Source organism: Okeania sp. SIO2C9, from assembly GCF_010672455.1.
Taxonomy (GTDB): Bacteria; Cyanobacteriota; Cyanobacteriia; order Cyanobacteriales; family Microcoleaceae; genus Okeania.
Window position 1 is genome coordinate 21,726 of record NZ_JAAHGO010000010.1, and the last position, 26,250, is coordinate 47,975.

Genomic DNA, 26,250 nt, shown 5'->3' on the forward strand with positions numbered 1-26,250 from the left:
CCCCTCCTTTAGCTGTGTTGCTCCACAAAAAACTAAAGTGACTGTTGATATTTCAGCAAAAGTTCAGAAATATAATCATAACCATCCACTCCAATAACAGGCAAAATTTCTGACCGTTTCCGATCTAAAATTTCATTAAACTCTTCTCCCAATTGCCCTTTCAAAACCACCATTAATCCAGCAGTTTGCCGCCATTCATTAGCACCAATTTGCTCTAACAAATACATACCCAAACAACCTGCAAAAATAGCTTGAACCAAATTTTGTAAACTATAGTAAGCCTGAGCAAGATAAGCTAAATTCAAACCTTGTAAATACAAATCTCCAGAATATTGAGCAGCTTGCCAACCACCTACCAAATATAACAAAGCCTCTTCAGGTTTTTCTAATACCATAAATGCAATTCCTAGACTACTAAAACAAAGAGACTTACTCTGACCATCACCCAAAGTTTCTGATAACTTTAAACCCTGTTGTAGATAATTAATCGCATTTTCATAAATCTCAGTTTCCATCATTTCTTGTTGTCTAGCTTGGAAAACTTCACTAAAACCTAAATTAGCTAAAGCATTAGCTTCCCCTTTTTTATCCCCTATTTGTCGAGAAAACATCAACGCCCTTTGACTATAATTAATCGCCTCACTATAATCCTGCATCGCCACACAAGTCCGACTCAAATGATTCAAATTAGCAATTTCACAGAATTTATCCTCAGTTTCTTGGGCAATTTCTAAAGCTTGTTTATGAAATTCCATCGCCCTTAAATATTCCCCTAAAGTCTGCTGAGAATAACCCAATAAAGTTAAAATTCTTGCCTTAGCTTGAGTACCTTTAACTATTTGCAAAGGTGCATCTAAATAACTCAAAGCATTCTGTAAATATTCTCCAGAAAAAGAAGCAAAAATCCCACCATAGAGCGGAAAATATTCCTGTTGAGAAAAGGCACGAAAAATTTGCAATGCTACCTGAAAACAAGAATTAGTTAAACGAGGTCTAGCTTGAAAACCATTAGCTAATTGACACCAAATAGTAGCAAATGTCAAAAAAGTAGAAATAGATAATTTTGCCCCTACTTTTGCATCATAAATTAACTTATCAAACCATTCTACTAATCCCCTTTGTAAACATTGTAAAATTAATGCCAATTCAACTAAATTACTAGCTTCAATACTCGCTTTACTCGCAAATTCTACAATCGACTTTTCCAGAGCAATAGTATTGAATAAACCTTCTGGAAAAGAACTATTTACCTGTTTTGCCCATAATACCCACGGTCCTCGTTGTTCGGGAGTACCACCAAATCCTAATTGACCCCTACTTTGGTCATAAATCCAACTTACCAAATAAGGTTGCAGTCGTTGCCAAGCTTCCAGACCTTTAGTAATACCAGTCGCAAACTGTTGCAAGTCTTTTTCTAACTCAGAGTCAGCAGTTTGGAGTTTTTGTCCGTCTAGATTTTGGGCCAGTTTTTGTAGTTGATTGAGAGTTAGAGGTTGTTTTTGGTTAGGATCGATAGCATTGAATAAAGTAGTCAGGCGATCGCTAGACTCAGCATTAATAATTTCTTGTACAGAAGCAGCGATCGCTTCTTGAGTCTGATTTAGTTTTTCCCACCGCTCCCATTCTCCCTGAATAGTTTTTAATGCTCGCAAACGACGATTAGCTTTTGCTTGTTTTAACTCATCAGTTTCTGTATCTACTTGGTTTTGAACAGTTTGCAGACGTTCATCAAAACAACGTTCAAAAATTTCGCCCGTACCACTACTAACTTCTTTTAGCAGCATTTGATATACTTGTTCTTTAGAACGAATTTGACCTTTGAGAGTAATTTCCACAATGTGGTCAATTAAATTTAGATAGCGTTCCTGCCAAGAAATAGATTCTGTCATTTCAGTTATCAGTTATCAGTTATCAGTTATCAGTTATCACTACCTCTGCAATAAGGAGGCTTGACCTTGGCGAATATTCTCTTCTCTTGGTCGATTAGAGATGGCGAGGTCTCCTCGCCATCTATCGACCGCTTTTTTTATCCCCTTATAAAGGGCAAGGCTAATTCTTTTTCTTCAGAGAATATTCATCAGAAATACATTTAATTATGCAAATATACGAATTTCCCCATCTCCCTGTATAAATAGATTCCAAATGGGTTCTATAGGTTTAATTCCTAACCACTTCAGTTGTAGTTTATACAAGCTTGTTGTGATTTGACTCCATCCACTTTTCCTATCCTTTATTCCTTCTTCCTCCTTCCTTCTTCCTTCTTAAAATACAATCAGAATACTGATTAAGTTAATTTATAGATTTACCACTACAAACATTTGTTCAAACATATCATTAATCATATCTTCCATATCATCTCTATGTACATAATTAGGACCTCTAACAAACTCTTTTAGTGTAATTTTTCGGTCTTTAAAATCTTTAACAAAATTATGCAATGCTTGCAAAGAATTTAGATCGACTTCTGCTTCTGCAACCAACTTTTCCATCAAATTTTCTCCTTGTCGCTTTGCTTTGCGATACTGTTTTACCATATTTCCTTGAGGAGTCTTTTTCACCTCTCGTAATTCTGATTTCACTTGTTCATATTGTTGAGATAATAGTTCAATTTCTTTCTCTAATTGTTCGCATTCTTTTTCACTATCATTTTGGGAAAACTTAACATTTTCTTGATTTTTATCTCTTTCAATCTCTAATAACCGAGCTAGATCGCCACTTTGATAAGCAATATTAATTTCTTTCATTATTTCAGTATAGAAAACACGAGTTTCATTATCGCTAGCTTTATCTGGATGAAATTTATCGGCTAATTTTAAGAATATTTTTCTCAGGTCTCTACTGGGACGTGGTTGAGAAATATCTTCATTTTCATAGTAATGATTATTTTCTCCAAAAAAATCTTTCTCTGTTGTCTGTTCATAATCATTTTTATCTTCATCTTGAAAATTTGCTGATGATGACCGAGAAAAATATTCTGGACGAGGAGAAATTTTACCTGTTAGTTGTAAGATGCGATAAATATCTATAATTTCTTGTTTTTGACGTTTTCCTAAACGTTTATTACTTAAAATTTTATCAAATAGCCCATGAATTTTTTGATCTAGACTATTAATTTTTTCATAAAATGGTCTACTTTTTTGACGCACTTCTTGAGTAAGTGTTTGCATTTGTTCAGTCAGGTTATACAACTCAGTTTTTTTTCGTTTGATTTTGGTCAGAAGTTTTTTATGTTTTTCGTTGAGAAAATCAATCCTAGCATGAATAGAAGAGAATGATAGGGCGTTTTCTTGAGGTAGAGAATTAGAAGTTGCTGTTTTTTTAGTTTTTCTTGGCATAGATAGTTAAGTATAGTAATAAAAATTTTGGCAATTTAATTTTTTATAGTCTATCGTAATTTACTAAATGTGTCATCTCAGTCAGAATATATAGCGCTACGCGCAAGTCAAAAGTTAAAAGTTAAAAGTTAAAAGTTAAAAGTAATATAGCGTTTCTCAAGTTACTGAAGTACAGTGATTTTTTTTATTTTCTATTCCCTACTCCCTATTCCCTACTCCCTACTCCCTAAAACAAACGAATTTTGGATCTCATGAGGATGGGAATTGCTATATCTGATGATCGTTTGAGCATTTATAAATTTCCTAACCTATTTGCGTAGTGCTATAGTATCTCTAATTGATTCAAAAAGCTAAGATGCAAATTTTTTCTTACCAAATTACTTAAAATCATTAGACATCTCCAGAAAATAGGTATGGAGGGAATAGGTATGGAGGGGGAAATAATTGATGATTTATGTATGATAATTGATTTGATTTTTTGGCGTTGCTGATTCTGGGTATGATTTGATAATTTTGTATTTTGGATTTTGTATTTTGGATGCTTTGAACTACTTGTTAATATTAACTGTTCCCTGTTAAATGTTAAGTGTTCCCTCCATACCTATAAACCTACTTTCATACCTTAATTCAGCAATGCCGATTTTTTATTGTTGGAGATATCTATTAACAAAAAAAACAGGGGATGTTATCCCCTGTTGCCAACAGAATTTACCAACAATATGCTTTTTATTACTTATTTCTTAGTCTTTAACAGACACTTTTACCGAATAGATTCATCTGCTTAACTGTTTTCAGTAGATTTGACATAATTGATTTCCTGTTTTTAACTTAAGGTCATGAGTATTTCAAGTTTTTATGGGTAGAATTTTGCTATTTATCTATTGTCGAGTTTTTGTTGTAGAGTTACAGTTAACTTTATGCACTAGGTATGTTTACCAGATTATCTATGGCTTTCATTTATTATATTGAACTTTAGCTCAGTCTCATAAGTCATTCTCTTAACTTTTTCTGATTTGGAACAGCTTATCTATTACTAATCTTTGATTTCAAACGAGGTTTATTGCTTCATTAATTTCTAGATTAATACTATTCTCGAAAAAAAGCAAGCCTTGTTACGGTTATTCATAACTTTGTTTTATTAGAAAAATTTAATGTTAACCTGGAAAACCTTAATTTTAAAGACTTTGAAAGGAGTAAGAAAGTAATTTTAAACTTAAAAGACAATGCTCTACTCAGGTAATTTTATAAGTATTTATTCTCAAACAATTAAAGTTATATTATTTGGATGAATCGCATTTTATTAGTGGGATAGGTTCAAGAAGGTCTGGGACATACAGTCCGATGTCGAAAATTTTGGTGCTATTCATTTAAATGGGGATGCTGGGACGATACTAGACTTGTATGAGTACTGGCCTTATTTTGAAGGTCAGAAGTTTGGAGATACTTGGCCAAAGAATCAGGCAAAGTTTAAAACCCTAAATGCTCCTAGAAGCTTTAAAAGAGGTGTTGGGAACTTTGTGGACATTGATTCTGGTATTTTAGTTTGTGATAATCTGGCGTTAATAAAATTAAAAAAGCTAATTTTAAATTAGGTAGAAATTTTGTCTATTGACGTTGAAGACTTTAACATGAAAGTTTTGAATATTAGCAACATAATTGGCTGTTTAGATGAAAAAAAAAGTGAATGTTTGTACTTTAAAAACAGCCATAAGGTTATGCAAATAAAAAAATACTCATTTGATACAAATCTTTTAGATAATATTGCGCTATTTAAAATTCCTCAACTTGTTCGTAGTTATATTTTTGCGACAGATGCTTTTCGCGAACGAGTTTTGGAAGAAAAGTTAACTGGATTAAAATTTACACTATTATATAGTGACGAGTAATATCATGTCCGCTGGGGCGCGTTTGTGTAAACCCAAGGGTAAATATCTACAGGAAATTTAAGTTTTTTTCTTGCTCTTAATCTTCCTGCCTCTTCCTTCTTCCCTCTTCCCTCTTCCCTCTTCCTTCTTCCTTCTTCCTTCTTCCCTCTTCCCTCTTCCCTCTTCCTTCTTCCTTCTTCCTTCTTCCTTACCTTCGCACTTACAATACCGATACTACCGGACATAATATAAATTAGATAATGAGTGTCAACTATTACCAATTATTCTTTAATGTTTACTGGAATTATTCAAGAAACGGGAAAAGTTTATCAAGTTAGCTCACAAGGTTTGGGATGTGAATTAATTCTTGATGTTTCTGATAGTTTATATACTGAAGTGGAAATCAAGTCTAATATTTCTGTCAATGGGAGAGTATTAACAATTTTAGGTAAAGAGATATTAGGAGAGTTTTATCTATTAAGGTTTTATCTAGCTTCAACAAAAGTTGCTGCACAATATGAAAGGCAGAAAAAGCTGAATTTAGAAAGGTCTATTCGTTTGGGAGAAGAAATTTCTGGGTCTTTATTTTATGGTGTACCTTCGGGGTATTGTCAGTTAATTTCTAAAGATAATTTATCAGGGGGAGGGATAAAAATTGAGGTACTTTGGAAGAATGATTTTGTTCAATATCTTGATGTTAAAGACCTGGTTTGTTTGGATGGAGTACTGTTAATAATTAGGGATATGGCAAAATTGTCTTTGATGTTTGATATTTATCCAGAAACAGTTAATTTAACTAATTTGGTAGAAAAGGAAATTGGAGAATATTTTGCGATTGAAATTGACCCAATGGTTAAAAAGATCGGGCAAATTTTAGCAAAAAAACTCAGTTGAAAGCTGAGTGATTTTTAAAAGTAAAAAGCATTTCCTGACGGAATGCTCCGCAAACAGTAATTGATGCAGTCAGGACTTCTTAGAGTCATGTTCTGCAAACAGCGAACGATAAATATCTGATATCATGTATCTTTAAAATACCCACAATAAAAATTTTAGGGAGCAGGGAACAGAGCACACATAACAGGGAAGTTGGAAAAACATTTTCTAGTCTAAAATTCGTTATTAGCATAAGTCTTAACCAGTTCTTTATCAGCAGCTGATGTTTACCGAAGAATTAAGGTTTAAAGCCTCTCCTTTAAAGGAGAAACAAGCGGTCGAGGGATGGCGAGGTCTCCTCGCCATATCCAATCGACCAAGAGAGAAAAAATTTTCATCTCTTTGTCAATCCTCTTCTTTTCAAGGAGAGGTAATAATTAGGGTTTGCTGAAAAAGTCTTTTTGCTCTTTGTAGGAGACAGGAGACAGGAGACAACCCACCCCTCGCCCCTCCCCCTCCCAGGAGGGGAAGACAGAAGAAATGGGAATGTAGAGGAGGTAAGAGCGGGCGTTTTGTCCCTTAATTTTTCTGCCCAACTCTTGCACAAAATGCTAGTTTTTTGAGCAATCTTTACCGAAAACAGGCGCACTTTTTTCAACCTAAAACAGCTAAAACCTTCATCTATCAATGCTTTGATATTTAATCAGCAAGCCCTAATTAATTATTAATTATTAATTATTAATTATTAATTATTAATTATTAATTGTTGAATACTCCCCTACTTTCTACTTGCACACTTTAAGCTGCTTCTTCTTTTACCTTTTCTAATTTTGGTCTTTCTTTTTCCTTCTCTATGAGATTTAACTGTTTATTCTCAGCTAAATATTCAGCTAACTGCGCCTCAATATTCTCTTTGACAATATGACGATATTCATAAAAATGTTCTATATGAGCGCAGGTACTAATATAACGTGGCAAAATACTAGGATTATGTTTTCTAATGCTCCAAAAATGATGCCAAAACTTCCAACGAGTTTTCCGTTTTATTCCCTGTCGCCAGCAAATAATTAATAACGCTCGTAACTCCATCCAACTTGGCATTTTTGCAACACCTTTAGTAGTGGGGGCACCCATCATCAGAAAATGTCGATAAGTTCGGTCTAAAAATTTTTCATGGTCGTACAACTGCCAGAATGCTTCTACATATTCTCTGGCAATATCTTCTATTGGTCTGGTGGGGATAAAATTTGTCAGTGTTACTTGATTAACGTTACCACCTTTATCTAAAAGACGACCTTCCTTTTTCAGACGATGCCAAAGTGCAGTATTGGGTAAGACTTGCAACATACTAAACATGGCAGTGGGAATAGTTGTCTCTTCCACAAATTTAACGATGCGATCGCCTGCTCCTGGTTTTTCTCCATCAAAACCGATAATAAACCCTGCCATTACTCTTATGCCAGATTTAATAATTTTCTCTACTGCTTCATTGAGAGGGTTACGATTATTTTGATATTTATGGGTTAACTCTAAACTATCTTCATCAGGAGTTTCTATTCCCAAAAATACTGCTCTAAGATTAGAATCTACCATTAATTGCATTAATTCTGGGTCTTCTGCTAAGTTAACGGAAGCTTCGGTAGTCATTTTAAATGGATATTGATGTTCTGCTTGCCATACTTTTAATTCTTTGAGCAACAATTTGACGTTACGTTTGTTGCCAATAAAGTTGTCATCCACCATAAATAGAGAACCGCGCCATCCTAAATTGTAGAGGTAATCTAATTCTGCTAATAATTGTGCTGGCGTTTTGGTACGAGGTTTGCGACCATACAGAACAATAATATCACAAAATTCACATTGGAACGGACAACCACGGGAAAACTGAACCGACATAGATTCATAATATTCCATTTCCAATAAATCAAATCTGGGAATAGGAGTAATTGTCACATCTGGTTTATTCCCATCTGCACGGAAAATACCTTGAGTTTCCCCCCGCTGAATAGCATCGATAAACATTGGCAAAGTAATTTCCCCTTCATCCAAAATCAGAAAATCTACACCACTGTCCAGTTGTTCTTGGGGTAATGCTGTAGGATATGGACCGCCACAGGCCACTAATTTATTGCGTCGTTTTGCTTCTCGGATTTGGTCATGTAAGTCTTCTTTTTGGACAATCATGGCCGAAAGTATTACTAGGTCTGCCCATTCCCATTCTGCTTCTGTGACTGCCCTAATATTTCTATCTACTAATTTATATTCCCATTCCTGGGGTAAGATTGCTGCTACTGTGACTAATCCTAACGGAGGTAGCATTACTTTGCGATTTATCAGTTCTAGAATTTTTTCAAAAGACCAGAAAGATTTGGGAAATAGGGGATAAATTAATAAGACTCGCATTAAATATTAGTTCCTCAAATTAGGATGAAATATCAGTTTAAACAAACTCAGCCTAACTTTAACGTTATTAAGTTAATTTCGGCCATTAATTAAATATTAATTACTGATTTGAGGAGTCATTTCAGTTATCAGTTATCAGTACTTCCTCAAAGGGGAAAAAAATTGTTGGGTTTTCTCTATTCAGAGACGCTCCACTAATAGAGAAATTAACCAAACCTAAAGTTTTTTTTACTCGTAGCAATTCCCATTAATTGAGATTATTAATGAATTGTTGGACTTGCTGAATACCAAGGTGAAGTATATGAGCAATTTTTTCCGCAGAAAAGCCTTCCTTGAATAATTCAGGAATAACTTCTATTTTTTCCTCTATTTTTATTCTGCCATTAATTCCCATTAATTCCTAAGCAAAATGCGTTTTTTTCAAATCATAAATACCAAACATAGCTTTTAATTCCTGACGACTAAATTTGTGGTAATTTTTCCAAAATAATAACTGATAATAAGTTAAATAATCTATCAGGTACAGTTGTAACCCCCCCTTTTTTTAAGAGAGGAGTATTCAAAGTCCCCCTTAAAAAGCTATCCCTGATAAGGAACTCCTGAAAACCTTGTGGGGAGCAGGGGAGAAGGGAGCAGGGGAGAAGGGAGAAATAGTCAATAAAGCTTGGCAAAACTACTTAACTTATCCAAATAAATGTGCTTTTAAATACATTTTTTCCCAGGAAAAAGTCTTTTTAAGGCTTACACATAATTTGTCTATAATGTCTACGTTTTATGTTAAGAAAGATGTTTATAAAGCATAGCTTAAAAAGGGGGATTTAGGGGGATCGTAAATGTACCTAATTAAACAGAGAAATGCTACACACCCGGTTTCTTGTTTGGATGCCTAAGTCATGTTTATAATTTAATAATAGAGTTTAGTAGATTCTAAAAAAAATTCTTATTATGTCTCAATGTCTGAACCCGGAATGTCTGAATATTAATCCCGATAATTTTCAGTTTTGTCAAAAATGTGGAGATAAACTTTTACTTGTATAACGTTACTGGGCAAAAAGTATTCTCGGACAAGGTGGTTTTGGTAGAACTTTTTTGGCTGTGGATGAGTTGAAACCTTCTAAACCTTTTTGTGTTATTAAACAGTTTCTTCCTCAAGCTCAGGGAACTGAAACTGTGGAAAAAGCTGCGGAGTTATTTGCACAGGAAGCGGAAAGGTTGGAGTTGTTAGGAAAGCACCCACAAATTCCTGAAATTTTTGCTTATTTTTCTGTGGATAGTCGTCAATATTTAGTACAGGAATTTATTAAAGGTGAAACCCTGCAACAAGAGTTAGATAATCATGGTGTTTTTAATGAAGGTCAGATTCGAGAATTGTTAAAAGACTTATTATCTGTTTTGCAGTTTGTTCACCGTCATAATGTGATTCATCGGGATATTAAACCAGAGAATATTATTAGGAGAGAGGCAGATAAAAAGTTAGTTTTGGTTGACTTTGGAGCATCTAAAGTTATGCCGAAAACTCAACGTCGGACGGTGACAGGAACGGTTATTGGAACGGCAGAATATTGCGCCTCGGAACAGTTGATGGGAAAGGCAAAGTCTGGGAGTGACTTGTATAGTTTGGGGGTAACTTGTTTGCATTTATTGACTCAGATGAGTCCGTTTGATTTGTATGATGCAATGGAAACGAAATGGGTATGGCGAAATTGTTTAAATGGAAATTTTGTGAGTGATGATTTGGGGAAAGTTTTAGATCGTTTGGTGGAGCAAAAACCGAAGCAACGTTATCAGAAGGTTGAGGATGTTTTGGTAGACTTAGGGTTTGGTAATTCTTCTGTTTCTCCTACTAAAAAAAATCAAAAATATCCCAAAAAATCTGCTTCTACTAATAGTGTAAAAATTTCTAATGTTTATCGGTTAACTCCTCAGTCTAAAACCTCTGTTTATCCTGCTCAAAAAAAACAACAACCTTCACAGTATTCTCGTTCTAATGATTTACCTTTGGTTTCAGTTAGAGGTGTAAACTATAGAAAGTTGCGTGATTTGTTAGCGGGAGGAAAGTGGAAAGAAGCACATGAAGAAACTAAGCTTTGTATATTGAAAGTGACAAGAGAAAAAGAGAAAAGTAATTGGACTCATAGAAGTTATTTTCCTTTAGAAGACCTGCGCACTATTGATCGACTTTGGGTAAAATACAGTCGTGGTAAATTTGGCTTTTCTGTGCAGAAACAGATTTATCAGAGTTTAGGTAGTACATCGCAGAAGCAGATTTATCAGAGTTTCGGTAGTATATGGCCGTATGATGAGAAAGTATGGGAAGCTTTTGGCGATACAGTGGGATGGCGTCAAGGAGGCAAATGGTTGGTCTCCTGGAACGTGATTTATAGTCTAAATACACACTACAGGGGACATATCCCTTATTGTCGAGACTTTGCTTCGGACGATGAGGTGATAGGTCTTCTTACCCGTGAAGACTTAGGGATAGACTATACTAAATTGCGTGATTTATTAGCAGCAGGAAAGTGGGAAGAGGCAGATCGGGAAACTACTATTTGTATGTCAAAAGTAAAAAGGAGTGGAGATATAGATAGTTTTCCTTGTGAAGACCTCCGTACTATCAATGAACTTTGGGTAAAATACAGTTATGGTAAGTTTGGCTTTTCTGTCCAGAAGAAAATTTATCAGAGTTTGGGGGGTACAAACAACTACCATGAGAAAATATGGGAAGCATTCGGCGAGCAAGTGGGATGGTGTCAAAGAGGAAGTTGGTTAAGCTACTCTGAGATTTTTCAAGGTAGTTTGGATACATATCCCAAGGGACATCTCCCAGTCTTTACACATCCCAAGGGAAATCTTCTGAAGGTCAATTGTGATATTTACCTGCTGAGTGATTATCCATGGAGATTTTGGGATATTTTATGCCGGGTAAGAATGATTAGCTTGTTAAGGTACTTGGATGGTATTGGTTGGCGTAACATTAAGCAACAAGTAGATGAAATTTTATCTCAATGTTTCTTGGGATTGTTTTGTTGTGTTTTTATTTTGTTGGCGTGGGGGTTGCTTTTTGGTATGGGTTGGGTGTTATGTGAGTGGTTAAGGTTTTGTAGACTTTAACATATAGCCATTTCAGCCGTCTGGCATTCAGTTATCAGTTTTTAATAACCTATTTATCGCTCATCAAATACCAGTCTTTCCCCCTTTCTATGACAGAAGTTATTGTCATTGCGAGGCGGTTATAGAAACAGTTAACCTCTAGGATTTACCATTAACTTAGCCGAAGCAATCTCCCGTATTATAGAAAAGACTGCTTCGGTGGTTTTGGGGTGCTTCAGGTAAAATAATTACTTTTCCTTCCCCCCTCGCTGCGGACATGATTATTCTCAGAGATTGTAATTGCGAGGCAGTTATAGAAACAGTCCACTACTGGACTACATCCATCCGTGTATCCGTGGCCAAATCCTTGTCTAGCCCTGACTTCAAACTTTTGACTTCTGACTTCGGTATTGTTAACTAACAACTAATAACTAATAACTGATAACTGATAACTGATAACTGATAACTGATAACTGATAACTGATAAATCATCCATCCGTGTATCCGTGGCCAAATCCTTGTCTAGCGATTTAACCAAGCTCTAATTCCTTTCATAAATCATTAAAATCAACATTAAAAACATCTATTTTTTCCCTTGCAAAACTAGCAAGAAAGTCTCGAAGTTAACCCAGCAACCTGAGCCGCTTTTTCTTGAAAAATTTCCCCTTTTTGATACAAAAATATAGCCACTGCTAAACCCATATCCTGAACAAATTCTTCAGGCAGCTCAACGACGAGCAGAAAAAATCTCTTCCGGTAAATTAATAGTAATTTCTGACATAGCAATGTTTATCTAAAATTACAGAGATTATACTAACTCGATCGATATTCGCTATAGCTAATTTAGTCATTATAATAGATATTAATCCCCCCAACCCCCCTTTGAAAGGGGGGCTATTAATTTGAAAGGGGGCGATTAAACTTTTATGTTGGAACAACTATGAATAGCTACACTCTTAAGCTTGACTCAATAATTGACCTGACAGACGAACAATTCTTTCAACTCTGTCAAAAAAACCAGGATTTAAGATTTGAAAGAAATGCCAAAGGAGATTTAATTATTATGTCGCCGACTCCAGGAGAAACTAGCAATACTAATGCTGGATTAATTGCTCAACTCTGGAACTGGAACGCTAAAACTAAACTAGGTAAAATATTTGATTCATCTGGTGGTTTTAAATTACCATCAGCTGCTAACCGTTCTCCCGATGCTTCCTGGATACCTATAGAAAAATGGAATAATTTAACTCCCGAACAAAGAGAGAAATTTTTACCTTTTTGCCCGGATTTTTTAATCGAATTAATGTCACCTTCCGATAGCTTACCTAAAACTAGAGAAAAAATGAAAGAATATCTGGAAAATGGAATGCGCTTAGGTTGGTTAATTAATCCCAAAAATCAGCAAGTAGAAATTTATCGTGCTGGTAAAGAAGTAGAAATATTAGACTCTCCTAAAACATTATCTGGTGAAAATATTTTGCCTAGATTTATATTAGATATGACAATAATTTGGTAGTTAACTCCTCAGAATAAATAACCAAAATGACAAATTTGACTATCGAGCTTGACTCAATAATTGACCTGACAGACGAACAATTCTTTCAACTCTGTCAAAAAAACCAGGATTTAAGATTTGAAAGAAATGCCAAAGGAGATTTAATTATTATGTCGCCGACTCCAGGAGAAACTAGCAATACTAATGCTGGATTAATTGCTCAACTCTGGAACTGGAACGCTAAAACTAAACTAGGTAAAATATTTGATTCATCTGGTGGTTTTAAATTACCATCAGGTGCTGACCGTTCTCCCGATGCTGCCTGGATACCCATAGAAAAATGGAATAATTTAACTCCTGAACAAAGAACGAAATTCTTACCTCTTTGCCCAGATTTTTTAATCGAATTAATGTCACCTTCTGACAGCTTATCCGACACCAGAAAAAAATGAAAGAGTATCTAGAAAATGGGATGCGCTTAGGTTGGTTAATTAATCCCAAAAATCAGCAAGTAGAAATTTATCGTGCTGGTAAAGAAGTAGAAATATTATACTCTCCTGAAACATTATCCGGTGAAGATGTTTTGCCTGGATATATATTAGATATGACAGTAATTTGGTAGTTAACTCCTCAGAATAAATAACTAAAATGACAAATTTGACTATCGAGCTTGACTTAATAATTGACCTAACAGACGAACAATTCTTTCAACTATATCAAATAAATAAGGAGATAAGATTTGAAAGAAATGCTAAAGGAGATTTAATTATTGTGCCACTGATGGGGGGAAAACTGGAATGATTAATGCTGAAATTTCTGGCAATTTAGGAATGTGAAATAGAGAAACAAATTCCTAATTTTGTTTCAATTCTTCCCTAGGTTGTCAACTTCCCAATGGCGCTACCCGTTCTCCCAGTTCTGGATACCTATAGAAAAATGGAATAACTTAACTCCCGAACAAAGAGAAAGATTTTTGTCTTTTTGCCCAGATTTTTTAATCGAATTAATGTCACCTTGCGACAGTTTATCTGACACTAGAGAAAAAATGAAAGAATATCTGGAAAATGGGATGAAATTAGGTTGGTTAATTAATCGAAAATCTCGGCAAGTGGAAATTTATTGTGCTGGTAAAGATGTGGAAATATTAGACTCTCCTCAAACATTATCTGGTGAAGATATTTTGCCTGGATTTATATTAGATATGACAATAATTTGGTAACTATATTCATTTTGTGAAGCTCCAAAAAATCTGTCACCGGAATTAGCTTGCACTTTCTAAATAATTTTGATATGCTTTATTCTATAAGGGTTAACTCGTCTATACATATGACTTTTTATTCAACTAAAAGATATTGATCGTAGAGACTAATAACTGATAACTGAAATGACTAATATTCAAGGTACACCAGGTATTGATTTTCTCAGTGGCACTACTGAAAATGACATCATTGCTGCTTTGACAAGTAAAGATATTGTTCAAGGTTTCGGGGGTAATGACCAAATCTTGGGCAACCAGGGAACTGATGTACTTCAAGGTAATCAAGGGGATGATATTGTATACGGTGGACAAGATGCCGATACAATTTTTGGCGGGCAAGGAAATGACTTGATGTTTGGAGATTTTGGCCCTGACTGGTTAATTGGTGATTTGGGTAGGGATACTATGAGTGGAGGTGAGGGTGATGATTTGTTTGCTATTGGTAGACGTGGCGGTCTATCTTCTACTGGTGGAGTGAATATTACAGATGCAGATGTAATTACTGATTTTGGTAATGGTGGCGATCGCCTAATCCTAACTGGAGGGTTACAATTTAGTGAACTGAATATTATTTCCTCTGAGAGTAATACTATTATTCAAGACCGAGTAACGGGAGAATATTTGGCAGTTTTGTCAGGGGTGACGAGTCTTGAGGAGTCAAGTTTTAGTTCTATTTTTGGTGAGGTGGAGTTGGGTCAAATGTTACCTATTTCAGCACAGGCAAGTTTTTCTGGTCAAACGGTTAGTTTAGAGGTAGCACAAACTCCACTTGAACAGGGGATAGGTTTAATGTTTAGGACTGAGTTGCCGGACGATCAAGGAATGTTGTTTGAGATTAATCCTCCTCGGACTGTGAATTTTTGGATGAGAAATGTGTTTATTAATCTGGATATGGTGTTTCTGAGGAATGGGGAGGTACAGGCAATTTTTTCTAATTTACCTCCTTGTGAATCTGAACCTTGTCCTACTTATGGACCTAATGTTCCTGTGGATGGAGTGATTGAGTTGAGGGGGGGAAGAGCTACTGAGTTGGGTTTAAGGGTTGGCGATCGCTTGGATATTCAGCCTGTTTTTCTGTCTGTCTAAATTTTTTGTGTTTTGATGTTTAGGTTATTCGAGTGCTGTTTTTTATGTTGAATAAATAATCATGCGTATAGGCGAGTTCACCCTTATACTTCTATACTATCATGTTTTTTTGTTTATTCCCTGGGAATTTCCTCTATTTTTTTTGAGCTTCAGAAAATGAAAAATGAAGAGAGCAAATTTTTCTGAGTTGAGGAGTTGAGAACTTTCTACTTCTTTAGTTATGGAAAATATTTCTAGTTCTCAAGAAGTGGCGATATTTTCCATATCATCTATCGCTACACTCTATACTTTGCTTGAATCTCTATTACCCTGTTTTTTGCGTTGAATAAAAAGTCATATGTATAGGCGAGTTTACGCTTATACTTCTATACTATCACAATTTTTTGTTTATTGCCTGGTGAATTTCCTCTGATTTTTTTGAGCTTCAGAAAATGAAATGAGCAAATTTTTCTGAGTTGAGGATTTGAAAGCTTTCTACTTCTTCTCAGAATATCGGTAAGAGTAGGACAAAAAATTGGTAGTTGAAGGGTGGCTAGATTAATTAAGTGTTGAGTGGCGATATTTTCCATATCATCTATCGCTACACTCTATACTTTGTTTGAATCTCTATTACCCTGTTTTTTGCATTGAATAAAAAGTCATGCGTATAGGCAAATTTACCCTTATAATTTTATACTATCACAGTTTTTTGTTTATTGCCTGGGGAATTTCCTCTATTTTTTTGAGCTTCAGAAAATGAAACGAATAAATTTTTCTGAGTTGAGGATTTGAAAGCTTTCTTCTTGAGTTATGAAGAAAATATCTCTAGTTCTCACGCGTATCAGCAACAGTAGGACAAGAAGTTGGTATTTGAAGAGTGGCTGGATTCATTAAGTGTTGAGTGGCGATACTTTCCATATCATCCATTGCCACACTATATATCTTTGTTTGAAATTACTCTGTTTTTGTGTTGAATAAAAAGTCATGCGTATAGGCGAGTTTACAATTATAGTTTTATACTACCACAGTTTTTTTGTTTATTGCCTGGGAATCTCCTCTAATTTTTTTGAGCTTCAGAAAATGAAACGAATAAATTTTTCTGAGTTGAGGATTTGAGAGCTTTCTACTTCTCCAGTGCAGGATGGCAAAAATAACTAACCAGTTACAAAATCCTAGAAGTCTTATCAATCAAAAATGATTGACTTTTGGATTTTGAATTTTGACTTCCGCGTAGTGGCTAGTTATGAAAAATATCTCTAGTTCTCACGCGTATAAGTAACAGTAGGACAAGAAGTTGGTAGTTGATGAGTGCCTAGATTAATTAAGTGTTGAGTGGCGATATTTTCGACATCATCTATCCCTACACTTTATATTTGTTTGAAACTCTGCAATCCTGTTTTTTGCGTTGAATAAAAAGTCATGCATATAGGCGAGTTTACCATTATCGTTCTATACTATCACAATTTTTTGTGAGTTGCCTGGGGAATTTCCTCTCAATTTTTTTGAGCTTCACAAAATGAAGCAAATAAATTTTTCTGACTTGAGGATTTGAAAGCTTCTTCTTCAGTTATGGAAAATATCTCTAGTTCCCAAGAGGTAGCGAGCTTATCTACATCATCCACCGCCACACTTTATGTTTGAAACTCTGTTACCCTGTTTTTTGCGTTGAATAAAAAGTCATGCGTATAGGCGAGTTAGCCCTTATACTTTTATAATACCACAGTTTTTTTGTTTATTCCCTGGGAATTTCCTCTCAATTTTTTTGAGCTTCAGAAAATGAAACGAATAAATTTTTCTGAGTGGAGGATTTGAGAACTTTCTACTTCTCTAGTGCAGGATGGCAGAAATAACTAACCAGTTACAAAATCCTAGAAGCCTTACCAATCAAAAATGATTGACTTTTGAATTTTTAATTTTAACTTTTAACTTCCGCGTAGTGGCTAGTTTTCAAAATATCAGCAACAGTAGGACAAAAAGTTGGTAATTCAAAAGTAGCTGGATTAACTGGATTTTGATATGTAAAATGACGATATTCTAAACAAAATCTATCCCAAGCTGCCATTTGAATTTTGAATACTGAAATGATTACCTCTATCAACCAAGGAGACAAATTAAACTGGAGATAAATTCGCTTCTTCAGATATGCACAAATTTCATCAATAGCTTGATTAACTGTAACTTGTGGATTCCCCAAAATTAATTTTTGTAGTTCTTTTGACTGGGGCGGTTTTTCTACTAGATAAGTAACGACTCTAGCAATATCCTCAGCATGAATAAAATGGAAACTCCCATCAGCTTTTAACCACCGAATTAAACCAATATGTTTAATTATTTCTGGCAAACCAGAGGAAAGATGAGAATAAGGTTTTTCCTCATTCCCTCCTAAAACTAAAGTAGGAAAAAGACAAGTCAGAGGAGGAACATTCTTGAGTCGAGATAACTGATACATACAGTCATATTTAGAACGGATATAATCAGTACCAATTTCACCAGCTTTTCTGAGTAATTTGTTTTGACTATCAAGAATACTAGCTGTAGAAAAATAGATAATATTTTCACATACTTCTGGATTGAGTAATTTGACTAATTTAATTGTTTTGACAACATTTATATCAAATACTTCCTGTAAGTTTCCCCAAGCAGTAGCAATGAGAATAGCTACATTAATTTCTGAAAGTAAGTCTGAAAACCTTTCAATTTCTCGGATATTTGCTGTTAAAAGATTTACACCAGAACGAGCTTTATAATCAACTTTTAACTTTTCCGGGTTTCGCACTAATAAGAAAAGTTCGTGTTGAGTATTTTGAATTAATGACTCAACAATATAGTGACCGATACACCCACTAGCACCCGTTACAAAAATCCGTTTATGGCTCATAAAAAAATATTTTCAGTCTTAGATGATAGGTAAAATTCCGATTATAAGTAATTTTTTACTGTTGATACTATCTTCTAGACTATAGCAAATAAATTTTATGTATCCAAAGAGGTTTACACTCTTTCTTAGTTATTTTAGGTAAAAAAATCGGATTTTAACTAACGGTAAAAATACGGATGTGCAATCCTATTTATCAAAAACTTTTCTACATTTTCTTGAGCATGGGAGTAGGGGAGTGGGTAGGGATGTTGCATGCAAAGTCTGTAAAGGAAGAGAACCCACCCCTAACCCCTCCGGTGGAGGGGAAGTAAACATAAGAATAATTAACATTCAATTTGCTCAAATTAGCAAAAAGGCGATTGAGTTAGTGTTAATTAGGGTTTGCTGAAAAAGTCTTTTAGTAGGAGTAGGAGACAGGAGACAACCCACCCCTAACCCCTCCTAGGAGGGGAGGGGAGAAATGGGAATGAGCGAGGAGGTAGGAGCTAAGTTTTGTCCCTTAATTTTTATGCCCAACTATGCGCCTAAAATACTAACTTTTTGAGCATGAAGAGCTGAAAACCAAGGTATTTCAGACCTAAAAAGGCTAAAGTCTATATCTGTCAATGGTTTTATATTTAATCAGCAAGCCCTAATTATTTAATAACTGAAGTGTTATATTATGTTCTGTTGAGTACTTATAAATAACTGTTGTCAGGAGTCAGGAGTCAGTAGGTAGAAAGTAGTTTTTCGGTGACTAAATAGAATGAGATAGGTATAGTTTGCACTATTGTTTTGGCTGAAAATTTACTCAAAGTTGACTTTCATTCTTTACTTCAACAACTTCAAAAATGCTTTTGGGTTGACTGTACTAACTTTAGTTTATCTATCTGAAAAGCGCTATAAAACTCAGACAACACAATATTTTTCCTTCTTCCTTCTTCCTTCTTCCTTCTTCCTTTAATATGGTAAATAATAGGAGTAATTGCCAGATTTTATTTTTGATGTCTGTCAGAGTGCGAGGTAAGATGCTCTGTCTAAATCACGTTTCAAATTTGTCAATAAGAAGCTAAATAATGAGACAAATAAAGCAATAGCAAAAAATAAATTATCCAATTCTTAGACTCTCTATACTGCCTACTCCCTGCTCCTCTAAGTTCAGTGCAATGGGATTTTTTTTACTTGGAAGTCCCTAATAAGTTGAATAATATAGGAGTCGCCATTATTGTATTTGATATATCATAAAGCTTACCGAATCATTAAGTTTGTCAGGAAGACCGAGTCAGGAGTCAGTAGGTAGAAAGGAGTTTTTCGGTAACTAAATAGAAAGAAATAAGTATAATTTGCACTATTGTTTTGGCTGAAAATTTACTTACTCAAAGTTGACTGTCATTCCTTACTTCAGCAACGCCAAAAATGCTTTTGGGTTGGTCGTACTAACTGTAGTCTATCTATCTGAAAAGCGCTATAAAACTCAGACAACACAATATTTTTCCTTATTCCTTCTTCCTTATTCCTTATTCCTTCTTCCTTCTTCCTTTAATATGGTAAATAATAGGAGTAATTGCCAGATTTTATTTTTGATGTCTGTCAGAGTGCGAAGCAAGATGGTCTGCCTAAATCAAGTTTCAAATTTGTCAATAAGAAGCTAAATAATGAGACAAATAAAGCAATAGCAAAAAATAAATTATCCAATTCTTAGACTCTCTATACTGCCTACTTCCTGCTCCTCTAAGTTCAGTGCAATGGGATTTTTTTTACTTGGAAGTCCCCAATAAGTTGAATAATATAGGAGTCGCTATTACTGTATTTGACATATCAAAAGCTTACCTAATAATTAAGGTAAAAATCCTCTCCTTTCAAGAAGAAACAAAAAAATTTTTCATGATTAGTCAATCCTCTTCTTTTCAAGGAGAGGTAATTATTAATTATTAATTGTTGAAAGTGCTTTTCATTATAAGTAGACCACAAAATTAATTATTTTTGGGTAGGGAGTAGGGAGTAGAAAAATGTGGCGTTGCTGAATAAATGTATGATTTCACAGAAGGACTGAGTCAGGAGTCAGTAGGTAGAAAGGAGTTTTTCGGTGACTAAATAGAAAGAAAGAAATAGGTATAGTTTGCACTATTGTTTTGGCTGAAAATTTACTTACTGAAAGTTGACTTTTATTCCTTACTTCAGCAACGCCAAAAATGCTTTTGGGTTGCCCGTAATAACTGCAGTCTATCTATATTAAAAGTGCTACAAAACTCAGACAAAATAATATTTTTCCTTATTTCTTCTTACTTCTTACTTCTTACTTCTTACTTCCTACTTCTTCCTTCTTCCTTCTTCCTTCTTCCTTCTGCTAAAATATAGGGGCAAGTATAAACTCACCCCTAGGCAAAACAAAAATTAATGGAAATCTCTAGATATGGTTTAATTCAACTAAGCGGTTACTGCTAGTAAATTGCTGACCTCTTTAGCAGTTTTAAAGAAGAATTCTACATTTTCTTCAGGAGTCTTTTGCAACACACCATGTCCTAAATTCAGAATATGACCTTGGTTGCCTGCTTTGCGGATAGTTTCTAAAATGCGAGACTTGATAAATTCTTTAGAACCAAAAAGTACGCCTGGGTCTATATTTCCCTGTATGCCAATATTTTTACCTAGTCGCTGTCTTGCTTCGCCGATGTCTACTGTCCAGTCTACACTAACTATATCAACACCAGTTTGGGGCATTCTTTCTAACAATCCAGCACTGCCATTAATATAAAGAATAAAAGGTGTGTTTGGATGAGTTGCCTTAACCTGTTGTACTACTCGTTTTTGATATGGCAAGGCAAAAGTTTCATAATCTTGAGGACTAAGTTGACCTGCCCAAGAATCAAACATTTGGATAACTTGCGCTCCACTATTTATCTGGTAACGAGCATAAACGGCGATCGCGTCTGCTAGTTTGCCGAGAAACTGATGCAACATTTCTGGTTCGCAAAAGGCCATTCTCTTGATAAAAGTATAATCTTTACTACTTTTACCTTCTATGGCATAAGCTGCTAATGTCCAAGGTGCCCCAACGAAACCTAAAACTGCTGCTTCGTTCTTAACTTCTCTTTTGAGGATTTGTAAAATTTCTCTAATAAAAGGTAGAGACTCTTCTGGTTCGATGGGATGAAGTTGGTCAATTTGAGATTGGGTGCGAATAGGAGGGTCAATTATTGGTCCTTTACTTTCGACTATATCAAAGTCAATGCCTATTGCTGGAAGTGGGGTTAGGATATCTGAGAATAAAATTACTCCATCAGGTTTAAATGCGTGGAAAGGTTGCAGAGATATTTCCACAGCAATATCTACGTTTTCGGAACGCTCACGAAATGAGGGGTATTTCTCTCGTAAATCTCGATAAGATTTCATGTAACGTCCTGCTTGTCTCATCATCCATACAGGTGGACGGTCTAAGACTTCACCCTTGGTTGCTCGTAATAAATATGGTAGTTGGCTTGATTCGGCCATCTTTATTTTACCTTCTACTTCTCAAATTTTTTATCTAAATAGCTAGCAAAGCATAAGGTTGGGACATAACAAAGGTCTCAAACTCAAATTTTCAAGATAGCCTTTCCCTTTTGCCTTCTGCTATATCAGTATCAGTAGGTCAATATGATTGTCCTGATTAGTTAAGTTTACAAGGACGTGACATCTGTGGAAATATTAGACTTTCGATTGTAACGAAAGTTTACTATTCAGAAAGGGAGTAGGGAGTAGGGAGTAGGGAGTGGGGAAGTGTAAGAGAAGTAAAAAGATGAATAATTAATACGCTCCTAGCTAATAATTATTAAAAAAAGTTATTCGGCCTGTGTTAATTACTTAATAATTGAAGTGCTACTTAAGTATAGCAACACTTTTGATATTTGCTATTAATTACTGAACCTGCTGTAAGTTATAAAATTTCGTTGCTAAAATTATTCAGAAAAATTACTTAATCTGGCATTTTAGGGAATAGGCAATAGGGTACATTTCAACAATTAATAATTAATAGTTAATGATTAATGATTAACAGTTACCTCCCTTTGAAAAGAAGAGGATCGACTCAAAGGATTTTTTTTTCTTGTTTATCTTCTAAAGGAGAGGCTTTAAAACTTAATTATTCGGTAAAAAATATTTATTCGGTGAATTTAAAACTTTTAAAATTCTGAAAGGTAGTAGGGAGTATAAAATAGGAGGCAGGCAAAAAATATTTATTTCTTCAGTTTGACCGCATTAACTACTGAACCTGCTGTAAGTTATCAGAATTCGTGGCTAAAATCATTAAAAAAATTACTTAATTTTGCTTTTTAGGGAATAGGGAATAGGGAATAGGGAATAGGGAATAGGGAAAAGACAAAAAATATTTATTTGGTGAATTGAAAGCTTTTAACATTCTGACTCCTGACTCCTGACTCCTGACTCCTAACTGCTACTAAATAGTTTAGTTTTGCATCTGAAAGTTTTTAATATATTCTTTGAATAAGGGAGATAGGCTAAATAAGGTATTGTTATTTTTTATTGAATTTAATAAGTATCGTTTTTTCAGGGATTGTAATCCATTGATAATATCTATAGAGGATAATGAGCAGGATTTTTTTAAGTCTTCTATTGAAACATTTTCATGGGATTTACTTATTTTTAAAACTATTTGTTTTTCTATGTCTGACATTTTCTGATATGAGGTGTCGAAGAGTAGTTTCATTTCTTCTGTGATAATTAAGTTCCCTTCAGCTATCAACTGAGAGACTTGGTCTTGAAAAATATCTTTGATTAAAGTACATATATATTGTAAGTATAAGGGATTGCCTAGATACGTATTGTTTAATTTCAGCCAATAGTCTCGGTCTTGTAATTTATATTCTTGGATTATTTCTATTCCGGATGAATTATCTAAGCCTTCTAATTCTAAACATTGAATTGGATATAATTCTCGGTCTAAGGCTGTCATTTCTTGAGCTTTTTCTTGACTAATTAATATTACACAACTTTGATGTTCGGTTTGAGCGATCGCTTGGAAGAGGTTTTGATATTCTGTGTGTTTAGTTTGATATTGTCCGGCAAATTTTCTACTGATAAATATGTTTTGTACGTCGTCGAGAATAATTAAACATTTTTGTTTAGATAATAAGTCTAAAAATTGGGTTAATTGTTCGTCTGAGATGAGAATATTTTGATTTTGGATACTGATTTTTTTTAAGAGGTCGGTCATTAGAGAGTTTAGAGATTTAACAAGTTTTAAATTTCTCCAAATTACTACATCGAATTGTGGGATATTCAAGTCAATAAATCTTTTGACTAGGGTTGTTTTGCCAATACCGCTTAATCCTAATACTGACATGAGACGAGTTTTTTGACGGAAGATATAGTTGGATAAAATTTCTAGTTCTTGAGTACGTCCGTAAAAGTAAGCAGGATTAATTGTAGGGGCAATACTTAAATCCTGAAAAGTTGTTTTATCTATGTCTTTGACTTGAGAATCTTGAGGATATTTTTGATATTGATATAGATTTTGTGACCCGAAATTATGATTAGTTCCTACACAAATATTTTGTCGTGATTTTTCTTGTATGTGTAATCTTTCAATAGTAGAGCGAAAATTAGATTTATTAATATCTTCTCCTAAACTCTCGGAAAAAGTTTTCCATAATTGATAACCTACATCTCGAACTCGACTTTCACTACGGTTACATTCTTGTGCAATATTGTCATAATTTTTACCTTGACAAACACCTTTAATAACTGTTTCTTGAATATCATCTAAATGTTTTCCTCTATGAGCAAAAACTAGGCGATCGGCAAATTGTAAAATTTCTGTAATAGTCATTGAGTTTAGATTTAATAATAGTTTTAGCCATTTTAGCTCATTCTCATAGGACATTTTAGGATATTTTCCTATATTCACTTGATTTTTATTTACAAAAATCGCGATTTAAGCAGGCAATTTAGTATAGTCAAAACTAAGTTTAACTCTTAAATTAGGATTTAGGATATGATGAAAAATTTTCTGACTCAATATTATGAGTAGTTAATATTTTTATTCTATCTAAACTAAGTTGTACAGCTTAAAAAAAGCTGACTGCTAAGTTCTAGTACAAGAATAATTTTGAAGCCAATTGAAGGGTGGATGATAATTTACCAAAATCGTATCCTGAACCAGAAGAAGTAGAACCATCAGTTCTAAAAGTTAGAGGAAAAACTCTAATCTACGAAAATACTATTTATCAAATTAACAACATTACCAGTATTAGTTTGATTGAAGTTAAAAACACTAAAAAAAGAACTATAAATTATTCAATTGTGCGACTTATAGGTGCTATATTACTTATTTCTATAGCTGTTATATTACTTCAATCTTCAAACAAAAACTTCCAAATATTTGGCTTATTACTGATAATAGTTGATATTTTGCTATTGTGTCATTATCGACCTAATAGAACTTCTGAACAGTATGGTCTAGTTATTGAAGGAAATTCAGGGTATAAAAGCATTATAGTTAGCTCAAGTAAACGATGGATTCAAAGAATAATTGTTGAATTATGGTTTGTTATGAATTCTGGAACGGGCAAATTAAAACCCTCAACCTTTAACTTTAATGATTATTCGATTAATGGAAGCAATATTGTAGGAACCAATTTTGATTCCCCTATCCTATCTAACAATACTATTCAGGGAAATGTAGATGTAGATGTAAAGGTAGATAAGATTATTCCATAAACTTTTTAGAATAAAAGGCATCAGATTATTTTTAAAGTAACAAATTTTTCATAATTAAGTAAGGTTCACAGATGAAAGACAACTCTATCAGCATTGGATCAAATCAAAATTCCCCTATAACTGTAGGTAATGAAGTTCAGGGCAATTTTAGTGTTAGTGTTACTGCTTCTATCAAGAAATTACCAGATTCTTCCGAACCAAACAAACCAGGAATTAAAGAATCTTTGACTCAACTTCAAGCAGCAATTGAAGCAGAATCAAATTTGAGTCAAGAGGATAAAGAAGAAGCTTTAAAGAAATTACAAAGTTTGGCAGAAGCAGGAAAAAATCCCCAGGAAAACCAACAAAAAGCAAAAGGAGTAATTAGATTTTTTAAAGGCTTATTTACAGAGTTACCTAAGACAGCAAAATTAATTCAGGAGTGGAAAAAATTATTACCAGCGATCGCCAGTTTCTTTGGATTTGAAAATTAGGATATATCAGCAAATCTTCAGATTACGAAAAGACAACTAAATTGGTGAGGAATTAAAATTTAATCCCGACTTTGACATACGAGAAAATTCCGACAAAAAATTTACCATTCGTAGGTTGGGTTGAGGAACGTTAGCGGAGCTTATCCGTAGGATAAACCAAACAAAATAGAGGTGTATTTCGACTTTTTTCATCTTTCTTTTGCTATATATGGTAGGTTACGCTACTGCTTAACCCAACCTACTGTATTCCCGACTTTTACAGGTCATAAAATTAGACAAAAAATTTACCATTTGTCGGTTTGGTTGAGGTGGGAAACCTAACAAAAATAGAGATGTATTTCAATATTTTTTCCTCTTCCTTTAGCTATATATGTTGGGTGGCAATATCCCTGAACCCAACTTAGGATATTCCCGACTTTGACACAGGAGAAAATTCCGACAAAAAATTTACCACTTGTCGGTTTGGTTGAGGTGGGAAACCTAACAAAAATAGAGGTATCTTTCAATTTTTTTCCTCTTCCTTTAGCTATATATGTTGGGTGGCAATATCCCTGAACCCAACTTAGGATATTCCCGACTTTGACACAGGAGAAAATGCGACAAAAAATTTACCACTTGTCGGTTTGGTTGAGGTGGGAAACCTAACAAAAATAGAGATGTATTTCAATATTTTTTCCTCTTCCTTTAGCTATATATGTTGGGTGGCAATATCCCTGAACCCAACTTAGGATATTCCCGACTTTGACACAGGAGAAAATTCCGACAAAAAATTTACCACTTGTCGGTTTGGTTGAGGTGGGAAACCTAACAAAAATAGAG

The 26,250-nt window shown here is 34.4% G+C and carries 18 protein-coding genes and 2 pseudogenes; 11 read left to right on the forward strand and 9 right to left on the reverse strand.

Annotated elements, in window-relative coordinates:
* Positions 1 to 32 precede the first annotated feature (32 nt).
* Both F6K23_RS08955 and F6K23_RS08960 read right to left on the reverse strand, forming a co-directional pair.
* Positions 33 to 1,889 carry a tetratricopeptide repeat protein gene (locus F6K23_RS08955; protein ID WP_293153582.1) on the reverse strand — a complete coding sequence of 619 codons (1,857 nt, stop codon included), beginning with the start codon at positions 1,887 to 1,889 and terminating at the stop codon, positions 33 to 35.
* A gap of 405 nt (positions 1,890 to 2,294) precedes the next feature.
* Positions 2,295 to 3,335, reverse strand: a complete 1,041-nt coding sequence (locus F6K23_RS08960) for a J domain-containing protein (protein WP_293153585.1) — start codon at positions 3,333 to 3,335, stop codon at positions 2,295 to 2,297.
* Positions 3,336 to 4,936: 1,601 nt separating this feature from the next.
* Here F6K23_RS08960 and F6K23_RS08965 point away from each other — a divergent pair.
* Positions 4,937 to 5,221, forward strand: a complete 285-nt coding sequence (locus F6K23_RS08965; RefSeq protein ID WP_293153588.1) for an imm11 family protein — start codon at positions 4,937 to 4,939, stop codon at positions 5,219 to 5,221.
* A gap of 2 nt (positions 5,222 to 5,223) precedes the next feature.
* Here the strand turns inward: F6K23_RS08965 and F6K23_RS08970 are convergent, their stop codons facing one another.
* A complete protein-coding gene (locus F6K23_RS08970; RefSeq protein WP_293153591.1) occupies positions 5,224 to 5,445 on the reverse strand; it encodes a hypothetical protein in 222 nt (73 codons plus the stop codon).
* 19 nt (positions 5,446 to 5,464) lie between these two features.
* Here F6K23_RS08970 and F6K23_RS08975 point away from each other — a divergent pair, with 19 nt between their 5' ends.
* Positions 5,465 to 6,094: a hypothetical protein gene (locus tag F6K23_RS08975; RefSeq protein WP_293153594.1), complete on the forward strand. Its 630-nt coding sequence runs from the start codon at positions 5,465 to 5,467 to the stop codon at positions 6,092 to 6,094.
* Positions 6,095 to 6,871: 777 nt separating this feature from the next.
* On the opposite strand, the gene F6K23_RS08980 is transcribed toward F6K23_RS08975, so the two are convergent.
* Together F6K23_RS08980 and F6K23_RS08985 are read right to left on the reverse strand one after the other, a co-directional pair.
* Positions 6,872 to 8,476 carry a B12-binding domain-containing radical SAM protein gene (locus F6K23_RS08980; RefSeq protein ID WP_293153597.1) on the reverse strand — a complete coding sequence of 535 codons (1,605 nt, stop codon included), beginning with the start codon at positions 8,474 to 8,476 and terminating at the stop codon, positions 6,872 to 6,874.
* Positions 8,477 to 8,723: 247 nt separating this feature from the next.
* On the reverse strand, positions 8,724 to 8,870 hold the full coding sequence (locus F6K23_RS08985) for a hypothetical protein (protein WP_293153600.1): 147 nt from the start codon (positions 8,868 to 8,870) through the stop codon (positions 8,724 to 8,726).
* A 551-nt stretch (positions 8,871 to 9,421) separates the two neighbouring features.
* Between F6K23_RS08985 and F6K23_RS08990 the strand changes: the two are divergent.
* Together F6K23_RS08990 and F6K23_RS08995 are read left to right on the forward strand one after the other, a co-directional pair.
* A pseudogene (locus F6K23_RS08990) lies at positions 9,422 to 10,891 on the forward strand (GUN4 domain-containing protein); the annotation flags it as partial.
* Positions 10,892 to 10,921: 30 nt separating this feature from the next.
* The gene (locus F6K23_RS08995) at positions 10,922 to 11,587 is read left to right on the forward strand and encodes a GUN4 domain-containing protein (RefSeq protein WP_293154108.1); all 666 of its coding nucleotides are present in this window, start codon (positions 10,922 to 10,924) and stop codon (positions 11,585 to 11,587) included.
* A gap of 582 nt (positions 11,588 to 12,169) precedes the next feature.
* Here F6K23_RS08995 and F6K23_RS09000 read toward each other — a convergent pair.
* Entirely contained in the window at positions 12,170 to 12,268 is a 99-nt protein-coding gene (locus F6K23_RS09000; RefSeq protein WP_293154111.1) for a hypothetical protein, read from the reverse strand.
* Between the two features lie 238 nt (positions 12,269 to 12,506).
* Between F6K23_RS09000 and F6K23_RS09005 the strand changes: the two genes are divergently transcribed.
* The 5 genes and pseudogenes from F6K23_RS09005 (at position 12,507) to F6K23_RS09020 (ending at position 15,405) form a co-directional block, all read left to right on the forward strand.
* Entirely contained in the window at positions 12,507 to 13,082 is a 576-nt protein-coding gene (locus F6K23_RS09005) for a Uma2 family endonuclease (RefSeq protein WP_293153602.1), read from the forward strand.
* A 26-nt stretch (positions 13,083 to 13,108) separates the two neighbouring features.
* Positions 13,109 to 13,683: pseudogene (locus F6K23_RS09010) on the forward strand (Uma2 family endonuclease).
* Positions 13,684 to 13,709: 26 nt separating this feature from the next.
* Positions 13,710 to 13,862: a hypothetical protein gene (locus F6K23_RS41645; protein WP_367267665.1), complete on the forward strand. Its 153-nt coding sequence runs from the start codon at positions 13,710 to 13,712 to the stop codon at positions 13,860 to 13,862.
* A 58-nt stretch (positions 13,863 to 13,920) separates the two neighbouring features.
* Positions 13,921 to 14,280, forward strand: coding sequence for a Uma2 family endonuclease (locus F6K23_RS41650; RefSeq protein WP_367267666.1), 360 nt, complete (start codon positions 13,921 to 13,923; stop codon positions 14,278 to 14,280).
* Positions 14,281 to 14,445: 165 nt separating this feature from the next.
* A complete protein-coding gene (locus tag F6K23_RS09020) occupies positions 14,446 to 15,405 on the forward strand; it encodes a DUF192 domain-containing protein (protein ID WP_293153604.1) in 960 nt (319 codons plus the stop codon).
* A 1,894-nt stretch (positions 15,406 to 17,299) separates the two neighbouring features.
* Here the strand turns inward: F6K23_RS09020 and F6K23_RS09025 are convergent.
* The 3 genes from F6K23_RS09025 to F6K23_RS09035 all read right to left on the reverse strand — a co-directional run bounded on the left by F6K23_RS09025 (position 17,300) and on the right by F6K23_RS09035 (position 24,122).
* Positions 17,300 to 18,262 carry an NAD(P)-dependent oxidoreductase gene (locus F6K23_RS09025; protein ID WP_293153606.1) on the reverse strand — a complete coding sequence of 321 codons (963 nt, stop codon included), beginning with the start codon at positions 18,260 to 18,262 and terminating at the stop codon, positions 17,300 to 17,302.
* A gap of 2,406 nt (positions 18,263 to 20,668) precedes the next feature.
* The gene (gene hemE / locus F6K23_RS09030; RefSeq protein ID WP_293153608.1) at positions 20,669 to 21,733 is read right to left on the reverse strand and encodes a uroporphyrinogen decarboxylase; all 1,065 of its coding nucleotides are present in this window, start codon (positions 21,731 to 21,733) and stop codon (positions 20,669 to 20,671) included.
* A 952-nt stretch (positions 21,734 to 22,685) separates the two neighbouring features.
* Complete coding sequence (locus tag F6K23_RS09035; protein ID WP_293153611.1) at positions 22,686 to 24,122, reverse strand: NB-ARC domain-containing protein; 1,437 nt, start codon at positions 24,120 to 24,122, stop codon at positions 22,686 to 22,688.
* Positions 24,123 to 24,364: 242 nt separating this feature from the next.
* Between F6K23_RS09035 and F6K23_RS09040 the strand changes: the two genes are divergently transcribed.
* Both F6K23_RS09040 and F6K23_RS09045 read left to right on the forward strand, forming a co-directional pair.
* Positions 24,365 to 24,958, forward strand: a complete 594-nt coding sequence (locus tag F6K23_RS09040; RefSeq protein WP_293153614.1) for a DUF6232 family protein — start codon at positions 24,365 to 24,367, stop codon at positions 24,956 to 24,958.
* Positions 24,959 to 25,029: 71 nt separating this feature from the next.
* Positions 25,030 to 25,431 (forward strand): hypothetical protein, encoded by a 402-nt coding sequence (locus F6K23_RS09045; protein WP_293153617.1) that lies wholly within the window; start codon positions 25,030 to 25,032, stop codon positions 25,429 to 25,431.
* Positions 25,432 to 26,250: the final 819 nt, after the last annotated feature.